Here is a 21,355-nt window from a genome sequence, read left to right on the forward strand (position 1 = left end):
GATGAGTGCGAATGTTCATAAGAAGAGACCGGGCCAAGCGGCGGTAATCCATACCATTCTTATCCTTGGGGCTGCTGCCATGGTGATCCCTTTCATCTGGATGTTTATGACCTCGGTCAAAACGTTGGGCGAATCGACAGCCATACCGCCGGTTATGGTGCCGAAGGATTTCCAGTGGAGCAACTATACAAAGGTATTTGAAAGCTTGCCGTTTTTAACATTTTATTGGAATACCATAATTACGACTGTGGGGAAGACAGTAGGTCAACTTATCATTTGTTCGTTAGCTGCTTACGCATTCGCGCGCATTGACTTTCCGGGACGCAACTTTTGCTTCCTGCTGACACTGTCCGTGCTCATGGTTCCAGGACAGGTGTTCCTTATTCCGCAGTACATGATTATGAAGGAGCTCGGGTGGCTTAATTCAATCCAAGCACTTATCGTTCCCGGTTTATTTAGCGCATTCGGGACCTTCTTGCTGCGTCAGTTTTTCATGACGCTGCCCAAAGAACTGGAGGAAGCGGCCAAGCTTGACGGCTGCACCCAGTTCCGCATTTACTGGCAGATCATGGTGCCCCTTGCCAAGTCTGGGATGGTTGCGCTTGCGATTTTCACGATTCTTTGGTCATGGAACGACTTAATGTGGCCGCTGATCGTCAACACTTCCCCGGATAAAATGGTGCTTTCGGCCGGATTAGCATCGCTTGAAGGCGAACATAGAACGAACTACACGATTGTGATGGCGGGTTCGATGTTAGCCATATGGCCAATGATTGCTATATTCCTGGGGTTCCAGCGCTCCTTCATTGAGGGGATTGCATTATCGGGTTCGAAATAATAGATATAAGTATTTCTACAGAGAGAGGGAGAAACCATGAAGAAATTAAAAGCTATCTTGTTGGGTGCAGGAGACCGAGGAGCGCGCGCTTATGCGCCCTATGCGATCAATTACCCGCATGAGCTGGAAATCGTCGCTGTTGCCGAACCGAGCGAGGGACGGAGAAATGCGTTCGCTGAAGCTCATGGCATAGCGTCAGAGAATTGTTTTGGATCGTGGGAAGAGCTGTTGTCACAGCCTGTAATGGCGGATATCGCCATCATCTGTACGATGGATCGCATGCACTATCATCCGACGCTTAAAGCGCTTGAAGTGGGCTATCATGTCATGCTGGAGAAGCCCATGTCACCGGACCCGAAAGAGTGTGTGGAGATGGAGCTGGCGGCGAAGAAACATAACCGACTGCTCACCATTTGCCATGTACTTCGTTATACGGAGTTTTGGAAGGCTGTTAAACGCGTAATAGACGAGGGACGGATCGGACAGATCGCTTCTATTCAATTAAATGAAAATGTTGGGAACTTGCATATGGCACACAGCTTTGTGCGCGGGAATTGGAATAATTCCGATGAGTCGAGTCCCATGATCCTTCAGAAATCATGCCACGACATGGACATCTTGTCTTATCTGATGGATGAGCCATGTGTGCGTGTTAGCTCCTTCGGATCGTTGATGCATTTTAACGCTGCCAATGCACCGGAAGGGGCACCCGATCGATGCTTGGACGGGTGTCCGGCTGAGGCGAGCTGCCAATACTTTGCTCCTCGTTACTATTTGGGAGAAGGTAAAGGATGGGCGCGGAAGTTTACGCAAGATACGAGCCGCGAAGGCGTTCTGGAGGCATTGCGCACAACCCCTTATGGGAAATGCGTATACCGCAGCAATAACAATGTTGTTGACCATCAAGTGGTCAATATGGAGTTTGAAAGTGGATCAACAGCTACGTTCAGTATGTGCGGATTTACGCATGACAACACGAGAATCGTTCAAATCATGGGGACAAAAGGCGACATTCGCGGCAATATGGAAGACAACCAGTTTACAGTCAATGATTTTGTATCGAAAGAAGAAACGACGATTCGCGTGAATTCTACCATTGAAGGACATGGCGGTGGCGACTCCGGTATCGTTCGTCAATTTTTGAAGGAAGTTCGCGAGTATGACGGTGGGGAGAGCTTAAGTTCCGCCTCAGTTTCCGTGAGAAGCCATTTGATGGCGTTTGCCGCGGAGGAGTCGCGCTTAAACAAAGGCCAGCCAGTTGAGATCGAAGATTTTTATAAACGTGTGATTTCTTAATCAGATTTTGCAATCATTCTATCGTTTCTTGCCCTTTTATAAACAACGAACACTTGTGAGTAAAAGAGAAGGGGCTATCTCTCGGGTCTTTTCAGACCGTTTGGGTTAGCCCCTTATTCTTGATTCATAAGCTCACGAACGAGCATTCATCTTTTTAATACCCTAGGAGATGGACGAAGCGGTGAGTTATTATTTGAACGATTAATCCCTATTTCTAAATCACGTATGTAAGCAAGGCTTTATATCTACAATAGTTGGTTTTATACTACAGATGCTGATTAGTAAAGACATTATATAAAGTAAATAGAAAGTGATCATAACAATGGATAAATTCGTATTATATCTAATCGGTTCTTTTTTTGTAATCGGAGCTATTGATTATATTACCGGAAATCATTTGAAACTGGGTGGGAAATTTGAGGAAGGCATAAAGGCCATGGGAGCTTTAGGGCTTGGCATGATAGGAATACTTTCTTTAGTCCCTATATTTACAAACTTTTTATCCGCTGATATTATTCCAATCTTTAGAGTTTTTCATCTAGATCCTTCTATCGTTCCTGCAGCATTTTTAGCTGTAGATATGGGGGGCTATCAAATGGCTAATGAGCTAGCATTGACAGAGGAAATGGGGGCATTCTCAGGAATTATCATCGCATCTACATTAGGAGCCACAATTAGTTTTTCAATACCTGTCGCGTTAGGGATGCTTTCTAAAGAGGATGAAAAATATTTTTCTAAGGGTGTATTGGTTGGAATTATTACTATACCAATAGGATGTCTTGCAGCGGGCTTATGGCAAAAAATAAATATCAATATATTAGTATGGAATCTGGTACCTATATTTGTTTTTGCCATTATTTTAGGAGCAGGATTATTAAAAGCTCCTCATGTTTTTATAAAAGTTTTTAATGTATTTGGAAAACTTATAATGAGTTTGAGTACTGTTGGATTACTTTTACAAGGTATAGATGTGATATTTGGTGTAAGGCTTGTCTCAGGATTAGCACCACTATCTGAATCTACTGTAATAGTAGGCAAGATCGCATTTGTTTTAGGTGGAGCATATCCTATGCTAGCACTTATCAATCGAATTTTTAAAAATAGTTTTAAAGAAATAGGAGAGAAATTTGGAATTAATTCAGTGTCAGTAGCAGGCATTCTAGGAAGTTTGGCTAGTAATCTGTTGATATTTGGAACATTTAAGGAAATGAATCCTAAAGGAAAAGTGGTATGTACTGCCTTTGGAGTAAGTGGAGCATTTGTATTTGGAGGTCAATTTGGATTTGTGTCAGGAGTAGCCCCAGAAATGTTAGGAGCGTTTATCATATCAAAGCTTACAGCCGGAATAATTAGTATAGTACTAGCTGCATGGCTATATGATCGTGAAAATAAAGAATTTAGTCTTAAGGAAAATGGAGGTATTAGTAATGAATATCAGGGATAGGGTCGAAAAGTTAAGACAGCTAATGAAAGAAAATCAAATGGATGCTTATATAATTCCCAGTTTTGATGCACATCAGAGTGAATATGTAGCAGAACATTGGAAATGTAGACAATGGATATCAGGATTTACAGGGTCTGCTGGTACAGTAGTTATTACATTAGAAGATGCTGGGTTATGGACAGATGGTAGATACTATATTCAAGCAGAAAAGCAGCTTGATGGCTCAGGAATCAGATTATTTAGAATGGTGGATCCAGGGGTACCATTTTATTCAGAATGGCTAGCAGATGTTCTCAATGAAGGAAGCATTGTGGGCTTTGATGGAAATGTTTTTTCAATTAATATGGTTAAAAAGATGGAAAAAGATCTAAAAGCAAAGAGAATCGTATTAAAAATGAATCAAGATTTAATTGGTGATCTGTGGGAAGATAGACCGGAGATTCCTAAAGGACCAATTTTTACTCATGACGTAAAATATGCAGGCAAATCACGAGTAGAAAAATTAAATGAAGTAAGAAAAGAAATGAAAAATATAGGAGCAAATTATTATATATTAACTTCCCTTGATGACATTGCATGGCTTTTGAATATAAGAGGGGCCGATGTACCTAACAATCCAGTTGTAATAGCTAATGTAATCGTAGCAGAACATAAATGTTATTTATTTATTGATTCTTGCAAGGTTCCCTCTTTGGTTAAATTAGAACTGGAGGCTGAAGGAATCGAGTTAAAAGCGAATCATGAAATACAAACTTTCTTAGGAAATCTTTCAAGCGGAGATACCATTATTTTAGATACGAATAAAACAAATAGCAGATTATTTAATGCCATTAACAGTATTACAAAGAATATTGAAAGTCCTGACATCACGACTAATTTAAAAGCTATTAAAAATGAAGTTGAGATAAAAAATGTAAAATGGTGTGAAATAAAAGATGGTTTAGCCATGGTTAAATTTATAAAATGGCTAAAAAACGTTGTAGACAAAGAAGAAATTACAGAGATTACTGCAGAAGAAAGATTAGAAGATTTCAGAAGGGCGCAGGAAGGATATGTTGGACCTAGCTTTGATACGATAGCAGGTTATAAAGAACATGCTGCGATGATGCATTATAAAGCCAATAAAGAAACGGAATATACTCTTAAGAATGAAGGTCTTTTTTTAATTGATTCAGGCGGACAGTATTATGATGGAACAACAGATATTACACGAACGATTGTTTTGGGAAAACTTACCGATGAGCAAAAAAGGGATTTTACTTTGGTGTTGAAAGGATTTATTGCATTAAGCTCAGTAAAATATTTATACGGAGCAACAGGCTCTAACTTAGATGTTTTAGCAAGACAACCAATTTGGCAGTATGGTTTAGACTATAAATGCGGGACAGGACATGGGGTAGGTTTTTTCTTGAATGTTCATGAAGGACCACAAAGCATAAGGAATAATAATAATGTTACATTAGAAAAAGGCATGATTATTACGAATGAACCGGGAATATACCTTGAAGGTAAATATGGAATTAGAATTGAAAATATGATGTTAGTCGTTGAAGACGAGAAAACAGAGTTTGGTCAATTTATGAAGTTTGAAACAATTACGTATTGCCCAATAGATTTAGCTGGTATCAATAAAGATATGTTAACAGAGAGTGAAAAGCAATGGTTAAACAATTATCATCAAGAGGTATATACGAAGCTGGCTCCTTATTTAAATGAAGAAGAGAGCGGATGGCTAAGGGAAGAAACTAGGGAAATATAAATAGGTATTGCTTAATACACAAAAGAGACATATGGATTAAATAGAATTCCCGGTGTTTTTTGTTTTTCGCTTCTCCGCCATTATTTAGCACTCCACAATGTTTTGTTTGTGTCACATTACGCAGCCCTTTCCCGTCATAAAGGTACAAAATGGAAAGGGATGATTCCGAAGCTAAAATATGATGTAGCAGTTGTGGGTGGAGGAGTAGCGGGGTTAACGGCAGCAATCTATGGTAACGGACTAGCATTAAGAATAAGGCCTATAGATAGATGTTTGTAAGAAGTACTTCAAAACCTATTTGTATTTCAGTTTATTTGTACAACACAACCACTTCAAAACTTAATTTGCAAATCACTTTTATAAGAAAAACCAGCAAACCCTTGTGTTTGCTGGTTTCTTGCACTTCAAAACATATTTGTCACCAACAAGAACTTGTTAGATGACAAATATGTTTTGAAATGGTTGTTTTGCTGGTGATAGCTGAGGGAAGGATATTTTTAAACCGTTAGAACAAGCGATACTATTCTTCGAAGTAGTATCGAGTACATCAGGGTCTCGACTAACAATATGGTCGGGGCTTTTGTTGTTTTTAGAGCCCAGAGGCATGCATTATCTAGTTGATGAATGTCCAACCAAGGGAGGGGCCAAACCAGCCTTGTAGCTAAGTTGCTTGGGTATGGCGAAATCTGTGAGTAAAAGCGCATTGACAAAAGTATTTGTCAGAGACAGGGCGAGCAACATAGCAGGCCGTAACATCAAGTGTATCCTGCCGAATCGTCACTTACTTGATACAGATATATGTACAAAATACTTTGTAACATACATATACTCAAATTTAATAAAAACCCTTGATAAGTCAGGGGCTATTGGCTTGTGGCACAATCACTCTGCTATACACCTTCATCTATGCTATATTGTATAATTCATAAAAGAGAATTAAAATCAAGAAGGAATATTTAATGGGGGGATTTGGAATATGCTCAGTGCTGAAGAAATTAACGAACAAAGCAGAAATGAATGGGACGACGAAACAGAAGATGACGACAGAAAGTTTTTAGAAATAGATAAAAAAATTGAAGATTTGTACCCATCAGGGAGCAATCAAGATAAAGGGTCAGCTGGGGCAGGTATTGTAAATGGGAAAATAAGTGATCCAGAAGTTATTAATTGGATTTACCGTGATCAAGGTGGTACTGATTATGGAATTGATGCTTATTTTGAGATTAAAAAGGATAATAAAGCAACGGGAAGGTTGATAGCTGCCCAAATTAAATATGGAGAAAGCTATGTCACAGAAAAACATGATCATTTTGTATTCTATGGTAAATACAAACACCTACTATACTGGCTGAACTATTCCCTTCCAGTGATCATTGTATATGTAGTTAGGGAAAAGATCTCATCAGGTTTCGTTGACCATTGTTATTGGGTTGAAGTTAAAAAAGAGAAGATCAAGACTTTAAATAACTCTTGGAAGATAAAGATCCCCAAAAATCAAAAATTAGAGGAGAGTTTAATCCCAAAATTAGAGATGGTCGCACCAGAGCAGTCTGCCTTTGATTTAAGACTTACTGCTTTAAAACTCCAATTGCCATATATGAAGCATTTATCAAGTGGTGGAAAAATTGCTCTGGAAATTGATGGCCTTAATTCAAATCTGTTACTTGAAGATGGGTCAGGTAACTTGATTAAAAGGATTTTCTGGAAAGAAGCTTTTCCATTTAAATATCTAATGAATAACATGGAAGCTATACTTCCTTGGGCACAGTTGTTCTTGAATGAGCAAGAAATTGGAGAGAAAGAAGTGCCACTAACTCCCGAGGATTGGAAAGAAGTAAGGGGAACAGAGGTTAGTTTAACTGATACGAGTAACTCAAACTCTATATATAAAATATATCTGGAATTAAACTCGTTTGGTCGAGACTTCATAAGCGTCACTTCTTATCTTAGTACATAGCATTTAAATAAAGCTAGTGAGCCCTTGCTTCAGATAACTGATGACTATCAGTAAGAATATATTATAAGAATATAAAAGCTTAAGAGCCACTAAATTGAGAGCACTTCAAAACGAATACAGTCTCAATAAAATGCTACCCAATACCGCACTGCAATTGGGTTTGTTGTATACTGGAAAAAGATAAAGTGAGCTGAGACATGAATAATCATCCGTTGCAAACGAAGTTAAAAGATTTGGAAACTCTTCAATGCCAAATTCTTGCGCAATTTGTATCGACAGGTGTCGATAAGTCCATTCAGAGATATAAGATGGAACGTGGACAAGATGGTAAAACAAAGCGTGAATATATTGGCGATCCTGTCATCATTAAGAGCAGGAATCACATTAAGAAGCCCACTGATAAAGCTGGAGTATATGTGTTTTGGTGGACAGGTAATAAGTCTCTACTGCTTCCGAAGAATGGGTTTCATCCTGAACTTCGCTTTAAGAATAGCAAGAAAGAATTTGTTACGATGGATGTGCTTGATTATTGGAAACAGCTGAGGATTGATGTTTTAAGTGATGCTCACATTCCGTTATATATCGGCAAAGCTGGAAACGTCTATAAAAGATATTCACAGCATCTGATGCTTGATCATCATCGGTTATTGCCGCTTGGAACATCAGCTATAAAGAAATATGAAGAGTCGAATGGACGCAAATACAATACCAGTGTACAGCTGCGTGATCGCATCGATAGAATTTTTCCGGATGTCGAAGATACCTTGGGATTGATACTCGATAATGTGGGATATTCTTATGTAGAAGTAGCAGATGAATATCAGCGAGCTTGTCTTGAATATTTGGCTATCGGCTATTATCGGAGCGTATTTAATACGGATATTGAGCGATAATTATTCGTTTAATAACAAGACCGCCATCGAAGCCGTTTTAAAATGGGAATTAACCCCTTATAATTGGAGATATCAAAAATAAGGGGACGACTACTATGTATAATAAATGAACCCTTGCAACCAAACCTTGATCTTGAATGGTTTACGAGGGCTTTTGTTATTCATTATCGAATTTCTCTTATCAAACAAGGTATAGTCCCAAATGACTTAGTGAAGCTTATCATATGTTGAAGTGCGAAGCAGCTATCATTGCGCTAACAGCGAGCCATCTGTTTTTAATAATTTGTCATATGTATTTCAAAACTAATTTGTAATTCATACAATTTACCCCAAAATCTATTTCAAATCTTTATTTGTCATTATGATTTTTACGAAAAAGCCAGCAAACCCTTGTGGTTGCTGGCTTTATTCATTTCAAAACTTATTTGTCATCCAACAATGGGATGTCGGGTGACAAATAAGTTTTGAAGTAGACAAATAAGTTTTAAGTATAGAAAATGATCTTTTTAGCAACTGCTGTCTCCGCCGTCGGCCTCGTGTTGGCTGATAAATATGTTTTGAAGTTGACAAAGAGATCATGCTAGAAGAATGAATCTATATTCCCGAAAAGCTTCCCAGTTGTTTCCCGAGTTTTTCCCAAACATTTCCCAGCTGTGTCTCAAGAAAAGTGAATTGCACGTGTTGTATGATAAATCCAGAAAGCAAACTCAACAGTTGGAGGTTATAACGATGATCAAAGTGAACAAAGGCTTGAAATGGATTTTAGGGGTTGCATTGCTTGCGTCAATGGCTGTTCCCGCAACGGTTAGTGCAAAGCCTGAAGCGAAGCCAGAGGCGATGAAAACCACAAAACCGGGAGTGATTCTAGCAGCCAAGCCAGAAGCCAAACCGGAAGCGTAAGTAGCAGTTAACTGGACTTATTTGAATATAACAATGTATTTTCAAAAGGAGAGAATTGAACCTATGACATTTAAATTCAGCAAAGGAAAACAAACTTCAGCAATCACACTTTTATTGGCGGGCTGTTTGGCGTTCGGCAGTACCGCCAGCGCTTTTGGCGAGACGACACCTGCAGGCGTGCAAATCAAGGAGTTCAGCTTGCTTGAAACGTCATCTGACATTGTAGGTGCAGCTGATTTTACGCCTGAGGGCAACAAGGATGGTCACTTCAAGCTGCGACTGAGCTTAGCTCAGCATACGGTTATCAATTCCGTCGTACTACGTTCCACGGATGCTTATGGTAAGGATAATTACCAAGGGGTATGGAGAACCAACCATGTAACAACGGGGTGGCTGCTCGGCATTGTACAGGATAAAACTGTTACATCGTCAAGCGGTACAACACATGAAAGCATCATCATCAACCCAGGCTTTCGTAAGGATATTAAAGAACCCGTCGGTGAATTCGAGGGTGAGCTTAACTTAGACTTGTACGCTAGCGATAACGGCACGATCAAGGAAACGCAATATTATGTCTTAGAGATTTTGACTCCGCAAGGAACCGTTGTTTCCAAACCGATAAAATATAAAAGTCCGATGACAACAGGAGAAACTACTGGCTCGTCAACACCAACACCAACACCAACACCAACACCAACACCAACACCAACACCAATCCCGCAGCCTGTGCCAACACCTCAGACACCAACCCCAGCTCCAACTTCAGAAAGTCCGCTGATTCATGTTCTTTTCAATGGCCAAGAGCTTCGGTTTGATCAAGTCAGACCGATACTGAAAGATGGTTCAACACTCGTCCCGTTCCGTAAATTATTCGAAACGCTTGGCTTCGAGGTCCAGTGGAAGGAGACTGAATGGTCCCAAAAGGCGATTGGAATCAAGGAAGGTCTCACGATTGAATTGACAATTAATAGCATCACCGCAATCGTGAATGGAAAAAACGTGAGCTTGGATGTCCCTGCCCAAATCCTAAATGGCAGCACCTTAGTCCCGCTTCGCTTTGTAGCGGAAAACAGCGGGTACCAGGTGTCTTACTCCAGGAGTGGCAACGAGGCGACAGTTCGGATTGATGAAGCAGATGTGACGCCAACACCATCACCAGTCCCTTCTCCTGCTCCAATCCCCGATCCTGTGAAAGAGGTTGCTGAGCCCTATGTCGTCAAAGGGTATGTGCACGATGCAAAAGGTCAACCCATCCCTGATATCGTCGTTTTTGCCGATAACACATTGCTTTATGACAGCAATATCCTTGGAGTTACCGATGAATCGGGACACTATCGGATCGAGCTGCCTCACTTAGCTACTTCATGGCATATGGGCGCCGATGTAACTAAATCATTTAACGGTATGAATTACACCTTCCATTTAAACGCTGACAAGGATCTTCCGCTTTCGGGAAGTACTGGAGCCGTCCGTGATTTTACTTGGAGCAAATTTGATGGACAGATTTATATTTATCCGTATTTTACATCATCGGACGATTCGCTGCCGGAGTTCGATATGAGCGATCTGGAAGTAACGCTGAAACCCGTCGGTTCGCTGCTCGATGGCAGTGCAGGTCAAACGATAACGAAGCGCGGAGGTCCGATTTCAGGTGGAGCGGGCATTGATCAAATACCGATTGGCCGCTACAAGGCTACTGCCAGATGGTTGCCGGTGGGGTATGCGCCAATTTCCTTGCAGATTAGTGACTCCACCGGCAAATATGCAGAGTATGTAGAATTCGAATTCGGTCCTCCTAAAGGAGTATCCACAACCAATTATCTGAGTGAACTCGTCGTTATGATTCCTTAAAAAGTGGTGCATACAAGCCAGGGGCTGCCGAAAGGCAGCCCTTTTGCATGCTGACATGCCCAGAGGCATACATTATCTAGGGAGGACCAAGCTACCCTTGTAGCTAGGTTGCTTAGGTATGGCGAAATCTGTGCGTAAAGCAACTTCGACAATAGTACTTGTCTGAGACAGGGCTAGCATCATACTAGGCCGTAACATCAAGTGAATCAGCCGAATCGTTAAAAAGGCTTCGCAAGAAGGAAAAGTGAAAGATGAGTCTCTCCTAGTTAGACGTAGGCCATGGAAGCTGTGCAGAACTTGGAACAACGGCCAAGAATCCACTAGTGTAGAGGAAGCGGCATGGTGAACTTTGATTATGACATGAAACGGCTGCCCTAGGGCAGCCGTTGTTATGCTAACAAAAGCGTTAGTTCCATCGGTTAATGGATATATTTCATTTGTGTTACTGGAGTCGGACCGGAACCCGAGATTCTGGTACACGCTTTTGCTTATTTCTTAGGGTTACGAACAAAAGGAGCAATGGTTCTCGTTCATGAAGACTAGACAAAGCATGTTGGATCATCGCTGTGGCGATCATGCATCCCCGATATACTGCCTGTATCCGCCTTACCAATATCCATGTCCATCCCCCTACACATATCCATATTGAGTTCAAAAACATGACAAGAACCGCATATTATTGCGTTTTTTTTATTGAGCCTTACATTGCGCTAAAAAAGTCAAAAAACTCTGACCACACGGCCGGAGTTCCTTGCTTGTAATTAAGCGGTTAATTCCTTTGTATTCACCTTTGGGAAAAAATTTCCTGTCCATACCATAAAGCCCATTCCTACATACACCAAGCCCCAGAAGAAGGCGAACCATTTCTCAAGCCCCGGCATTCCGAACGATACGAGCATGAGTATAAAAAGGATAATCGTCCAACGAGGAAATACTTTTGCTCTGAAAGTAACGATCATCAGAATGATAGTTCCGAGCAGCATCCCCATACCGGAGACAGCTCCGGTAAGATCAACGAACAACTGCCCCTTTTCGGCATATTCGCCGTATGCGAACAGACCGTAAAAGTTAGATGCAACAAGCAAATTGCCGATCATGATAAGCATTGTGGAAATAAACCCCAATATGCCAGTCTCCTTAGACTGTGCCATATACAGCGCAATGGAACTGACGGACATGAGGATACAAGCAATAAACCCGCAAATCACTTTCGGCGTGCTGTCGTCTCCCCAGATGAGCGACGACGGTGTCATTCCAATTCGTACGATTCCAGCTAAGAAACAGATAAATCCGAGCAATTTCACTACTTTTTCTGCTGTCATTTTGCCAACCTCCAACTGTTTTTTGACTTCCTTGTAACGAATTGTACCAAATGATCGTTCCCGTCAACGAGAGTATCCCCTACCTAGCGGAGACAGGAAGATTTATGGGTAGATCCGGGAAGCAATCCGCAAGTCATATACAGATTCTGGGTCAGAGGTTATAATTTCCATATAGCAAACTCGCCCGATTAGGAGGAAATATGAGGCAGTTAAGCAAGAAACTCAGCAGTCAAACGGAATGGCTATTTCAGGCGCTTATGGTTGCAATTAGCGCCATAATCGTTATTTTTTTCATTAGCGGTATTTCAGACTATTATGAAAAGCTGCGAAATCATTGCATCCTGCAGTCATGCGGTTCATTGGCTCCACCGCTGACCTCGACAGAAGTGCTGAATCAATACAGCTTAACGGTCGATTCGTATGCTGCGGTTCTCGTCGCAATTGACTGCGGGCTTGCCTTCATCTTTTATACGGGCGCGGGCATCATCCTTTGGAAGAGCGGGCTGGAGCGGATGGGGAAGCTTGCCGTGCTCGCCCTCGTTGCGTATGGTACTACATTTCCCTCGCTCGTCTATCTCGCTTCGGAAGGAAGTAAGGTGCTGCAGAGGTGGCCGGATGGAATCAGCACTGTCGGCTGGATGACGTTATTTTTGTTTTTCTTATTGTTTCCGAGCGGTAAGCTAGCACCTTCCTGGACATTCTTCGTATGGATCCCGTTTAGCGTGGTTCAGTTCGCCAGCTTCCTACTGCCGGATACCAGTATTAATTTGCATCAATGGTCCGGAACAGCGAGAATCCTTTACTATTTGACTGCCATCGGCAGTATCATTTATTCGCAAATTTATAGATACAGGAACGTTTCCAATGCCGAGCAGCGGCAGCAGACAAAATGGGTCGTCTACGGCGTCACAATTTCGTTTCTCGGTTTTTTCGGAGTAAGTGCCTTTTTTGTTTCGGATGCAGCGTTCAGCCCTCTCTCTTACATTTATTTAACCGTCGCTTTGCATGTATTTGTCTCTATTATTCCTTTGACGCTTGCATTTGCCATCCTGCGTCATCGCCTATGGGATATCGATCCGCTCGTCAACCGGACGATTGTCTATGGTGTGTTGTCCCTTGCCATCGTACTCGTCTACTCCGCATCTGTACTTTATTTAAGCAGCGTATTCCAGACCGAGAAAAGCTATATCATCTCGCTGATTGCAACCTCCATCGTCGCAATTTTATTCGCACCGCTCAAGCAGTGGCTTCAGCGTATCGTGAATCGGTTGATGAAAGGCAGGCATGATGACCCGTTTGCCGTGTTGGTCGAGTTGGGAGACAGCCTGATAAAACCCATGGCGCCAGGACGGGTGTTAAGTGTCGTCGCCCGAACGATTCAAGACGCACTTCGGCTTCCGCATGTCGCCATCTCGATCGGAATGAACGGTCAGGAAACGATGGCAGTATCCGTTGGTGAAAAAAAATATGATATGCATGTGTTTCCTCTTATCCACGGTGGTGAAGAGCTCGGAACGCTCTGGCTGTCGAGTCGTTCGCCAGGAGAGGCATTCAGCACGGAAGATAGCAAGCTGCTAGATATATTGCTTCGCCAGGCCGTGCCGATCGCCAAAAATATAAATATGACTGCCGGTATGGAACTACTGGCCAAAGATTTGCAGGTATCACGTGAACGTCTGGTGCTTGCTCGTGAGGAAGAGAGAAGGCAAATCCGAAGAAATCTTCACGATGATCTTGCGCCGCGTCTGATGTCGCTCGCGTTTAACGTAGCAGCTGCGGAACAGTATATTCGAAAAAGCCCAGAAACGGCGATTGAGCTACTGGGAGAACTGAGGCAGGTCATCCGAACGACTGTAAACGAAATCCGCACAATGGTACACGATTTGCGCCCGCCGACGCTAGACGAGTTTGGGCTGTTAGGCTCTATCGAGGCACGCATTGACGAGATCTTGAAGACGTCCGGTCAAATGGCAGCTACACTGCATAATGACCCGATATGTGTGAAATTACACGTGTTGGAGGCGCTTCCAGCTTTGCCAGCAGCGGTGGAGGTAGCGGTGTATCGCATCGTAACAGAATCATTAGTTAATGTCATAAGGCATGCAGAGGCAACGACTTGTGATGTATATATACGGTTAACGCCGGCGCAGGAGCTGCAAGTCGAAGTCATCGATAACGGGAAAGGCATTCCTGTTCCGATGAAGCCATCAGGAAATGGTGGCATCGGACTGACCTCAATCCGCGAGAGAGCGGGAGAGCTTGGCGGTCAATGCATATTTGAAAGATTGGAAACTGGCGGTACGCGTATAATGGCGCTGCTGCCGCTACTGCGTGGGGAGGGAATAAAGTGAGAATTTTGCTCGTAGACGATCATCCGCTATTTCGGGGAGGCGTGCGTAACTTAATTGGAACTACAGAAGATTTGCAGGTAGTAGGAGAAGCCTCAAACGGGGAAGAAGCGGTACAGTTTGCCTTTTCCCTGCGGCCTGATGTCATTGTCATGGACATTCGGATGCCGGGCATTAACGGTATCGAAGCGACGAGAATGATCAGGGAAAAGCAGCCTGAACAAAAAATACTCATCGTAACGATGCTAAAAGACGACAAGTCCGTTTTTATGGCCATGCAAATGGGAGCACGAGGTTATGTGCTTAAAGATGCCGGGGAAATGGAGCTGCTGCAGTCCATTCGAATAGTTGGTGGCGGTGGTGCTGTATTCAGCTCCGATATCGCAGCACGCATGATGCATTATTTTACGATGCCGAAGCAGTTACAGCCGTTAAATCCGGCGCTCTCCGAACTGACGGGCAGAGAGACGGAAGTGCTTGAGCTGATCGCGGACGGATACTCGAATGGACAAATTGCATCCCGTCTGCATTTGAGCGCGAAAACGATTGCCAACCATGTTACGAATATATTAAATAAGCTTCAAGTTCAAGACCGTCACGAAGCCAAAAAGGTGCTTAGGAATTCTCATGAAGCAGCAGACCTAGAAAAGTAAGGTCACTACAAAGTTGTGTTTTGGTTTCTTGCACTTCAAAACTTCTTCGCGAGCGTTGCTCCTCTGCCTCTTTCGTTGCCCATTTTGAAGCCTCCTGGATGGTTTTTGTATGCATTCATGATAACAGGGGTTTCCATAGCATGCAACGCGCTCAAAGTTAGAGAGAAAGCCCAGTAGAGCTGATCAATCTGTTAATCAGATGGAAAAATTATTACGACGGTAGAGGAGGAATTACAATGAAAGAGATCGAAATGGCACCAATCGTAAGTTCCAGTGCCGAGAAGTTGGCGATAAAGGTGTATCAAGATCGGTCTACCTTAGGCAAGGCGGCAGGGTTGGAAGCCGCGACATACATTAGGTCGTTGCTGGAAAGGAACAACGGCATCCGAATGATCTTTGCGGCTGCGCCTTCGCAGAACGAATTTCTGGATACACTTGCCGAGTTTCCGGGAATCGACTGGAGCCGTATCACTGCGTTTCATATGGATGAGTACATCGGCCTGCCTCAGAACTCGCCGCAGCTGTTTAGCCGTTATCTAAATGATCGGTTATTTCAGCGGGTGCATCCGGGGATGGTACATTTAATTGATTCCAGCGCTGATCCGGACACCGAATGCACACGCTACGGTGCACTACTGTCCGAGGAGTCCATCGATATCGTCTGTATGGGGATCGGCGAGAACGGCCATTTGGCGTTCAATGATCCTCCAGTTGCTGATTTCAATGATCCTGTTTCAATCAAAAGAGTTGAACTGGACGCCGTCTGCAGACAGCAGCAGGTGAATGACGGATGCTTTGCTACGATCGATGATGTACCAACCCATGCAGCGACGCTGACGATTCCCGCGCTGATGTCCGGGGTTAAGCTGTTCTGTATGGTGCCAGGCATGCGCAAAAGAGAGGCGGTACGCCGTACCGTGGACCTAGAGCAGCCACTTTCCATAACTTGCCCATCCACGATTCTAAGGCGTCACCCGGATTGTACGCTCTATACCGACCTTGATGCATTTGGTGAGGGACTATGACGATTCAATCGAACACAACGGAAATATCGGCGCTGCATTACCGGACTGGCGAGCCGATACGAATTACAGTGGAGAATGGCCTTATATCCGCTGTTACGTCTATCCCGCCATTCTCGTCAGAGATGGAGCCCGGCCTTTTCGTTGGCCCTGGACTTGTCGATCTGCAGTTAAATGGCTACGCGGGCGATGACTTTAATCTACTGCCTGCGGAAGGTTACCACATCCCGTTGGAGAGGATTACTCGCCGGCTTGCCATGAAGGGCGTAACGACATTTTATCCAACTGTCATCACGAACGGAAACGAGGAGCTGGGCAAGCTACTTGCCGCAATTGATCAAGATTGCAAGCAGAACCCAGCTAGTTCGACTTTTGTTGGCGGTATTCATCTCGAAGGACCTTTTATTTCGCCCGAGGACGGCGCACGGGGCGCACACCCTCTTGCACACGTGGTAGCGCCAGACTGGGAATTGCTGCAGCGCTGGCAAGAAGCATCTGGAGGGCGAATAAGACTGTTAACGATGTCTCCAGAGTGGGAAGGTAGTGAAAGTTTCATCTCATGTTGTGTCTCGTCAGGAATTGTTGTCTCTATCGGACATACTTCAGCCAAGCCCGAACAAATCAGAGCAGCGGTAGCCGCCGGAGCGCGAATGTCAACACACCTAGGCAATGGGGCGCACAAACTGCTTCCGAGGCACCCCAATTATCTCTGGGAGCAACTGGCGCTGGATGAGTTGAGCTGTGGGCTTATCGCAGACGGTTTCCATCTGCCGGATCAGGTGCTGAAGGTAATTTTGAAGGTAAAGGAAGAGCGTGCATTCCTGGTCAGTGATGCGGTGTCGCTTGCAGGTATGGCACCGGGCCGGTATGCTGCCCATATCGGTGACTTCGTAGTTCTCACGCCGAACGGTAGACTGCACATGGAGAACAATGAAGAGCTGCTTGCCGGTTCTGTTACGCTGCTAACCGACGCCATTTGCCATCTTACGGAACGAGGTCTCGCGAATTTTGAAATGGCGTGGGAGATGGCATCGCTTCGGCCAGCTGAGCAAATGGGCCTGTCTGCAGCGATGGGACTTGCGGTAGGAGCACCTGCAGATTTGGTTACGTTCCGAAGATTAGGCGCCAAGATTGGGGTCGAACGGGTATACAAGGCAGGCGTACCAATAATGGACTAATAGTATCGCATCGCCATATCGTAGTGGCAGTAATTCTCCTTGTTTGCACAAAATTAGAAAAGAGCCAGCAAACTCTTGAGTTTGCTGGCTTCTTGCATTTCATATGTACCATTGGTATGTGGATAAATGCCTGCTGGATGAGCATTATGAGACGATGGTTCACTATGTTAATTATTTAGCGAGTAAAGCAAATCATCATGTTCTGAGCCATGGATTTGGAGATTGGGCAGATGCGGGTCCTAATCCACCTTTTGCGCAGAATACCCTGGTGATGGAGATGAAGAGAGTGATTGCACGGTCATTCGAATTCACTCTGGGAAGTATTAGGTTTGAAGTGTAGCTTGTTTCATTTTCGCTTAAAAGGCTGCTCTTCCCATCAGTAGTGAAGAGAAGAGCAGCCCCACAGAACTCAAATCTGATTTTTGGGAATACCATTTAAACTTGGGACGGAATCAGCGGCATTGCTGCTCGTTAGCGTTTGCTCTTCTTCGAGGAAACTGGCATTATTCTGCTGATTGTGTTTCTTATCTGCTCGGTTATCTTCACGGTCATACTTTGGATCAGCTTCATTTTTGGGCAACGTGTTCACCTCCATCGTCGTTAGTATGAGACGATGGTTTTCATTTTATCCCAGTTTCCGATTTAGAACTGGAGATCTTTTTACTTGGCAGTGTGTTCATTTTCCAACCTTTTTTAATCATTTGGTTAATGGCGTGAATAAGGTTGGAAAATAGCCTCATAATATAGCTGGAAGTCGATCTTGGAAAAGGAGGATAATTACGATGACATCAAATAGAGGACAGCAAGGAGCTCATGGCACTGGACAAATTGTTAAGCAATTGAACAATCAAGCAGAAGCCGCGGAGCAAATTCAAGGAATTAATAAGGTTGATCAAGAAATTAGTGCAGCCGCAAACGAACATAGTACAGAACTAGATGAAATAATCAATCTTGATAACAGCTAATCAAAGCCATCAAAAAAATAGGCTGACTCTGTATTCCAATTACTTGAGATAGGTGGGCTAAGATATGACAAACCAAAAAAAGAGTGTAAAATCAGCCAAACAAAGAAACCAAAAACCAAACCAAAACAGTAGTGAAAAAAGCGAAGGCAGACAATAAATAGTTGCTTTCAGAGACAAAGCGAAAGCCCGGGGGAAAGCATCCCCGGGCTTTTTCTACTAACTAATCTACATTCCTCGACGCTTCCACCAGAATGATGCGATTATGCAGTATTATACTCACGTACACGGAGATACCAACGTGATTGATGCGATTATGCAGCATTTTCCTTGGCTAGAGAGTGACTCTTTTGAAATTCGGAAAAGGCCTGTCTGCTTCAGGCAGCGACGAAAGGCTTACCATCTCGGCAACTTTCATCATGTTTTCCCAAATCGGCCATACTTTTGGGGATGTATGCGCTTTGTCCTTGGCCTCCTCGGATAACCACTCGAATATTTCAATAAGAGTGCCGTCTACAGATTGAAGCGTTACCGGCGGAAAATCCGTGATAAGCCCTTCTTCGCGAAGCATCGGGACGTGTCCTTTGACAATCTCGGCTAGCTCGGCTTCTTTACCCGGTTGGGGGCGGTACATGGCCATAGTAAACATACTTGAATTAGACATTAGAATCCTCCGTCAAAATGAAAATATAACCCATTTATTGGAGTAAGTATATCAGATGGATTCCATCGTTTCCAATTGATGTGATCGTCCTAGGCAGGCGACTTCACAAAGCCGTATTCCCTAAGGAGCATTAATAGGTAGCAAAGTATGGGATAATCAACGTCACCATTAAATGAATACGCTTTCATTGACTCCTGAAGTCAAATAAGCAAAAATTAAAGGCGAATCTAGGTTTTACATTCTATATAGAACGGCGTAAGATTCATTACGACAAGTTGATTTTTTGCAAAAAGAAACCACTTAATTCCCAATGGGAAACGGGGGAACCAACCGGAGCCATCCAAGTAACATATGGCTTCACGGGGTGAATCCTGATGCTCGCAAGCATTAGGTAGGACGCTCTCAAGTCCGAATCCGACAGCTAACCTCGTAAGTGCATTGAGAGAGAACCGCACCCTCGCCTTCTTATTCTGGAAGTCCGAGAGTAGAGATTCTCTACTCTTAGGGCTTCTTTTTGCTTGCCTTCAACCTGAAATTTTACATAAATTCCATAAGGGGGCTATACCATGCATGCCATTGAAATTAATAAATTGACCAAGACCTATGGGAATTCAAGAGGCATTACAGATGTTAGTTTTTCGATCGAGGAAGGAGAAATATTTGGTTTTATTGGACCGAATGGTGCTGGGAAATCAACAACGATTCGAACGCTGCTGTCTCTGATTTTTCCAACAAGCGGTAGTGCCAAAATTTTCGGGAAAGACTGCATTCAGTTTGCGCCTGAGATTAAGAAAGAAATCGGCTATTTACCGTCAGAAGTTTTTTATTATGACAACATGAAGGTGATCGACCTACTAAAGTATTCAGCCAGCTTCTACAAGAAGGATTGCACAAAAAGAATGAAAGAGCTAGCTGAAATTATGGATCTTGACGTTACGAAAAAAATCGATGATCTGTCTTTGGGAAACAAAAAGAAAGTGGGCATCGTTCAAGGGCTGCTGCACGATCCTAAGCTCATTATCCTTGATGAACCGACAAGTGGACTTGATCCGCTCATGCAGCAGAAGTTTTTCGAATTACTCGAACAACAGAATAAAAGGGGAGCTACGATTCTTTTTTCCTCTCATATATTGAGTGAAGTTCAGCGACTATGTGATCGAGTCGCGATAATAAAGGAAGGTAGGATTGTGACGGTTGAGAAGATCAGCACGTTAAAAGAAAACAATTTCAAGAGATTTAAAATTGATACGGCACAAGCGCTCGACCCTAATTTCTTCAAGATGACCGGGGTTAATGACATTGATGTCCAAGGCCTGACAACTAGCTTCTTATTTAAAGGCAACATTAATCAAGTGATGAGAAAAATTGCTGAAATTGAAATTGATAATCTTTGGATCGAAGAGCCTGATTTAGAGGAGATCTTTATGCACTACTATGAGAAGGAGGCTTAAGTGGAATGAATATTTTTCTTCATGAATTGAGAGCTTATCGGAAATCCACGATCACGTGGACGTGTTCCTTAATTGCTGTCATCGTCTTATTCCTATCCCTTTTTCCGTCTGTCTCTAAGGATTTCGCTGAATTTTCTTCGATATTAGAAGGGTATCCAGAAGGAGTCAGGAAAGCACTTGGTATTGAAATCGAGACCTTTGGAACCCTGTTAGGTTTCTATATGTACATCTTTATGTACATTACGCTTTGCGGAGCCATTCAAGCCATGGTTCTGGGAACGTCTATAGTCTCCAAGGAAGTTCGTGAGAAAACAGCAGACTTTCTTCTTACGAAGCCCGTAACGCGTACTAAAATTTTGACTTCCAAGCTATTAGCGGCAGTTGCTTCTTTAGTGATCACGTGTGTTATCTATATAGGTGCAGCCTATATGATGGCGCTTCAAGTAAAAACGGTTGATTTCGATGTGAACATATTTCTCTTGATTTCACTCACGTTACTATTTATCCAGTTCATGTTTCTAGCCATAGGATTCATCATTTCAGTCGTTTTTTCTAAAATTAAAGCCGTCTTATCCGTCAGTCTCGGTACGGTGTTTGCCTTTTTTGTTATCGGAATGGTCGTTGCCGTAGATGGTGAGGGGGCGAAGCGCTATTTCTCGCCATTTAAATATTTTAATGGGAAATACATGCTTGAGCATGCCAGCTATGAAGCACCTTATGTAATTGCAGCCATCGCGATTATCGTCGTTTCGATTGCGGCCTGCTACTTCATCTATACGAAAAAGGATGTTCATGCCGTATAAACGCGGGTGAGAGG

The 21,355-nt window shown here is 43.2% G+C and carries 18 protein-coding genes, 1 pseudogene and 1 riboswitch; of the genes and pseudogenes, 16 read left to right on the top strand and 3 right to left on the bottom strand.

Annotation, left to right across the window (positions count from 1 at the left end; all coding sequences use genetic code 11):
* Nucleotide 1: 1 nt before the first annotated feature.
* The 8 genes from AC58QC_RS11795 (at nucleotide 2) to AC58QC_RS11830 (ending at nucleotide 10,938) form a co-directional block, all read left to right on the top strand.
* Nucleotides 2–838 carry a carbohydrate ABC transporter permease gene (locus tag AC58QC_RS11795; protein WP_497415335.1) on the top strand — a complete coding sequence of 279 codons (837 nt, stop codon included), beginning with the start codon at nucleotides 2–4 and terminating at the stop codon, nucleotides 836–838.
* 36 nt (nucleotides 839–874) lie between these two features.
* Nucleotides 875–2,134, top strand: coding sequence for a Gfo/Idh/MocA family protein (locus AC58QC_RS11800; RefSeq protein ID WP_497415336.1), 1,260 nt, complete (start codon nucleotides 875–877; stop codon nucleotides 2,132–2,134).
* 322 nt (nucleotides 2,135–2,456) lie between these two features.
* Nucleotides 2,457–3,578 carry an ethanolamine utilization protein EutH gene (gene eutH / locus AC58QC_RS11805; RefSeq protein WP_497415337.1) on the top strand — a complete coding sequence of 374 codons (1,122 nt, stop codon included), beginning with the start codon at nucleotides 2,457–2,459 and terminating at the stop codon, nucleotides 3,576–3,578.
* On the top strand, nucleotides 3,562–5,337 hold the full coding sequence (locus AC58QC_RS11810) for an aminopeptidase P family protein (protein WP_497415338.1): 1,776 nt from the start codon (nucleotides 3,562–3,564) through the stop codon (nucleotides 5,335–5,337). Before eutH ends, AC58QC_RS11810 begins: the two co-directional genes overlap by 17 nt.
* A gap of 976 nt (nucleotides 5,338–6,313) precedes the next feature.
* Nucleotides 6,314–7,294 (top strand): DUF4365 domain-containing protein, encoded by a 981-nt coding sequence (locus AC58QC_RS11815; protein WP_497415339.1) that lies wholly within the window; start codon nucleotides 6,314–6,316, stop codon nucleotides 7,292–7,294.
* Nucleotides 7,295–7,491: 197 nt separating this feature from the next.
* Entirely contained in the window at nucleotides 7,492–8,187 is a 696-nt protein-coding gene (locus AC58QC_RS11820) for a hypothetical protein (RefSeq protein ID WP_497415340.1), read from the top strand.
* Nucleotides 8,188–8,916: 729 nt separating this feature from the next.
* The gene (locus AC58QC_RS11825) at nucleotides 8,917–9,087 is read left to right on the top strand and encodes a hypothetical protein (protein WP_497415341.1); all 171 of its coding nucleotides are present in this window, start codon (nucleotides 8,917–8,919) and stop codon (nucleotides 9,085–9,087) included.
* A gap of 63 nt (nucleotides 9,088–9,150) precedes the next feature.
* Nucleotides 9,151–10,938, top strand: coding sequence for a copper amine oxidase N-terminal domain-containing protein (locus AC58QC_RS11830; protein ID WP_497415342.1), 1,788 nt, complete (start codon nucleotides 9,151–9,153; stop codon nucleotides 10,936–10,938).
* A 761-nt stretch (nucleotides 10,939–11,699) separates the two neighbouring features.
* On the opposite strand, the gene AC58QC_RS11835 is transcribed toward AC58QC_RS11830, so the two are convergent.
* On the bottom strand, nucleotides 11,700–12,260 hold the full coding sequence (locus AC58QC_RS11835; RefSeq protein WP_497415343.1) for a hypothetical protein: 561 nt from the start codon (nucleotides 12,258–12,260) through the stop codon (nucleotides 11,700–11,702).
* A 200-nt stretch (nucleotides 12,261–12,460) separates the two neighbouring features.
* Here AC58QC_RS11835 and AC58QC_RS11840 point away from each other — a divergent pair, with 200 nt between their 5' ends.
* The 5 genes and pseudogenes from AC58QC_RS11840 to AC58QC_RS11860 all read left to right on the top strand — a co-directional run.
* Nucleotides 12,461–14,611 (top strand): sensor histidine kinase, encoded by a 2,151-nt coding sequence (locus AC58QC_RS11840; protein WP_497415344.1) that lies wholly within the window; start codon nucleotides 12,461–12,463, stop codon nucleotides 14,609–14,611.
* The gene (locus AC58QC_RS11845; protein ID WP_497415345.1) at nucleotides 14,608–15,261 is read left to right on the top strand and encodes a response regulator; all 654 of its coding nucleotides are present in this window, start codon (nucleotides 14,608–14,610) and stop codon (nucleotides 15,259–15,261) included. The genes AC58QC_RS11840 and AC58QC_RS11845 overlap by 4 nt, the downstream gene beginning before the upstream one ends.
* 251 nt (nucleotides 15,262–15,512) lie before the next feature.
* The gene (locus AC58QC_RS11850; RefSeq protein ID WP_497415346.1) at nucleotides 15,513–16,286 is read left to right on the top strand and encodes a glucosamine-6-phosphate deaminase; all 774 of its coding nucleotides are present in this window, start codon (nucleotides 15,513–15,515) and stop codon (nucleotides 16,284–16,286) included.
* Nucleotides 16,283–17,461, top strand: a complete 1,179-nt coding sequence (locus AC58QC_RS11855) for an N-acetylglucosamine-6-phosphate deacetylase (RefSeq protein ID WP_497415347.1) — start codon at nucleotides 16,283–16,285, stop codon at nucleotides 17,459–17,461. Before AC58QC_RS11850 ends, AC58QC_RS11855 begins: the two co-directional genes overlap by 4 nt.
* Nucleotides 17,462–17,561: 100 nt before the next feature.
* A pseudogene (locus AC58QC_RS11860) lies at nucleotides 17,562–17,801 on the top strand (alpha-L-rhamnosidase-related protein); the annotation flags it as partial.
* 69 nt (nucleotides 17,802–17,870) lie between these two features.
* Here AC58QC_RS11860 and AC58QC_RS11865 read toward each other — a convergent pair.
* Nucleotides 17,871–18,041, bottom strand: coding sequence for a hypothetical protein (locus AC58QC_RS11865; RefSeq protein WP_497415348.1), 171 nt, complete (start codon nucleotides 18,039–18,041; stop codon nucleotides 17,871–17,873).
* A 202-nt stretch (nucleotides 18,042–18,243) separates the two neighbouring features.
* Here AC58QC_RS11865 and AC58QC_RS11870 point away from each other — a divergent pair, with 202 nt between their 5' ends.
* Complete coding sequence (locus AC58QC_RS11870) at nucleotides 18,244–18,426, top strand: hypothetical protein (protein ID WP_497415349.1); 183 nt, start codon at nucleotides 18,244–18,246, stop codon at nucleotides 18,424–18,426.
* 331 nt (nucleotides 18,427–18,757) lie between these two features.
* Here AC58QC_RS11870 and AC58QC_RS11875 read toward each other — a convergent pair whose 3' ends face one another.
* Nucleotides 18,758–19,087, bottom strand: a complete 330-nt coding sequence (locus AC58QC_RS11875; protein WP_497415350.1) for an antibiotic biosynthesis monooxygenase family protein — start codon at nucleotides 19,085–19,087, stop codon at nucleotides 18,758–18,760.
* Nucleotides 19,088–19,374: 287 nt separating this feature from the next.
* Nucleotides 19,375–19,539, top strand: a riboswitch (cyclic di-AMP (ydaO/yuaA leader).
* A 114-nt stretch (nucleotides 19,540–19,653) separates the two neighbouring features.
* Here AC58QC_RS11875 and AC58QC_RS11880 point away from each other — a divergent pair.
* Nucleotides 19,654–20,538, top strand: a complete 885-nt coding sequence (locus AC58QC_RS11880; RefSeq protein ID WP_497415351.1) for an ABC transporter ATP-binding protein — start codon at nucleotides 19,654–19,656, stop codon at nucleotides 20,536–20,538.
* A gap of 5 nt (nucleotides 20,539–20,543) precedes the next feature.
* Nucleotides 20,544–21,341, top strand: coding sequence for an ABC transporter permease subunit (locus AC58QC_RS11885; protein ID WP_497415352.1), 798 nt, complete (start codon nucleotides 20,544–20,546; stop codon nucleotides 21,339–21,341).
* Nucleotides 21,342–21,355: the final 14 nt, after the last annotated feature.

This window comes from Paenibacillus sp. J22P51 (assembly GCF_059692215.1).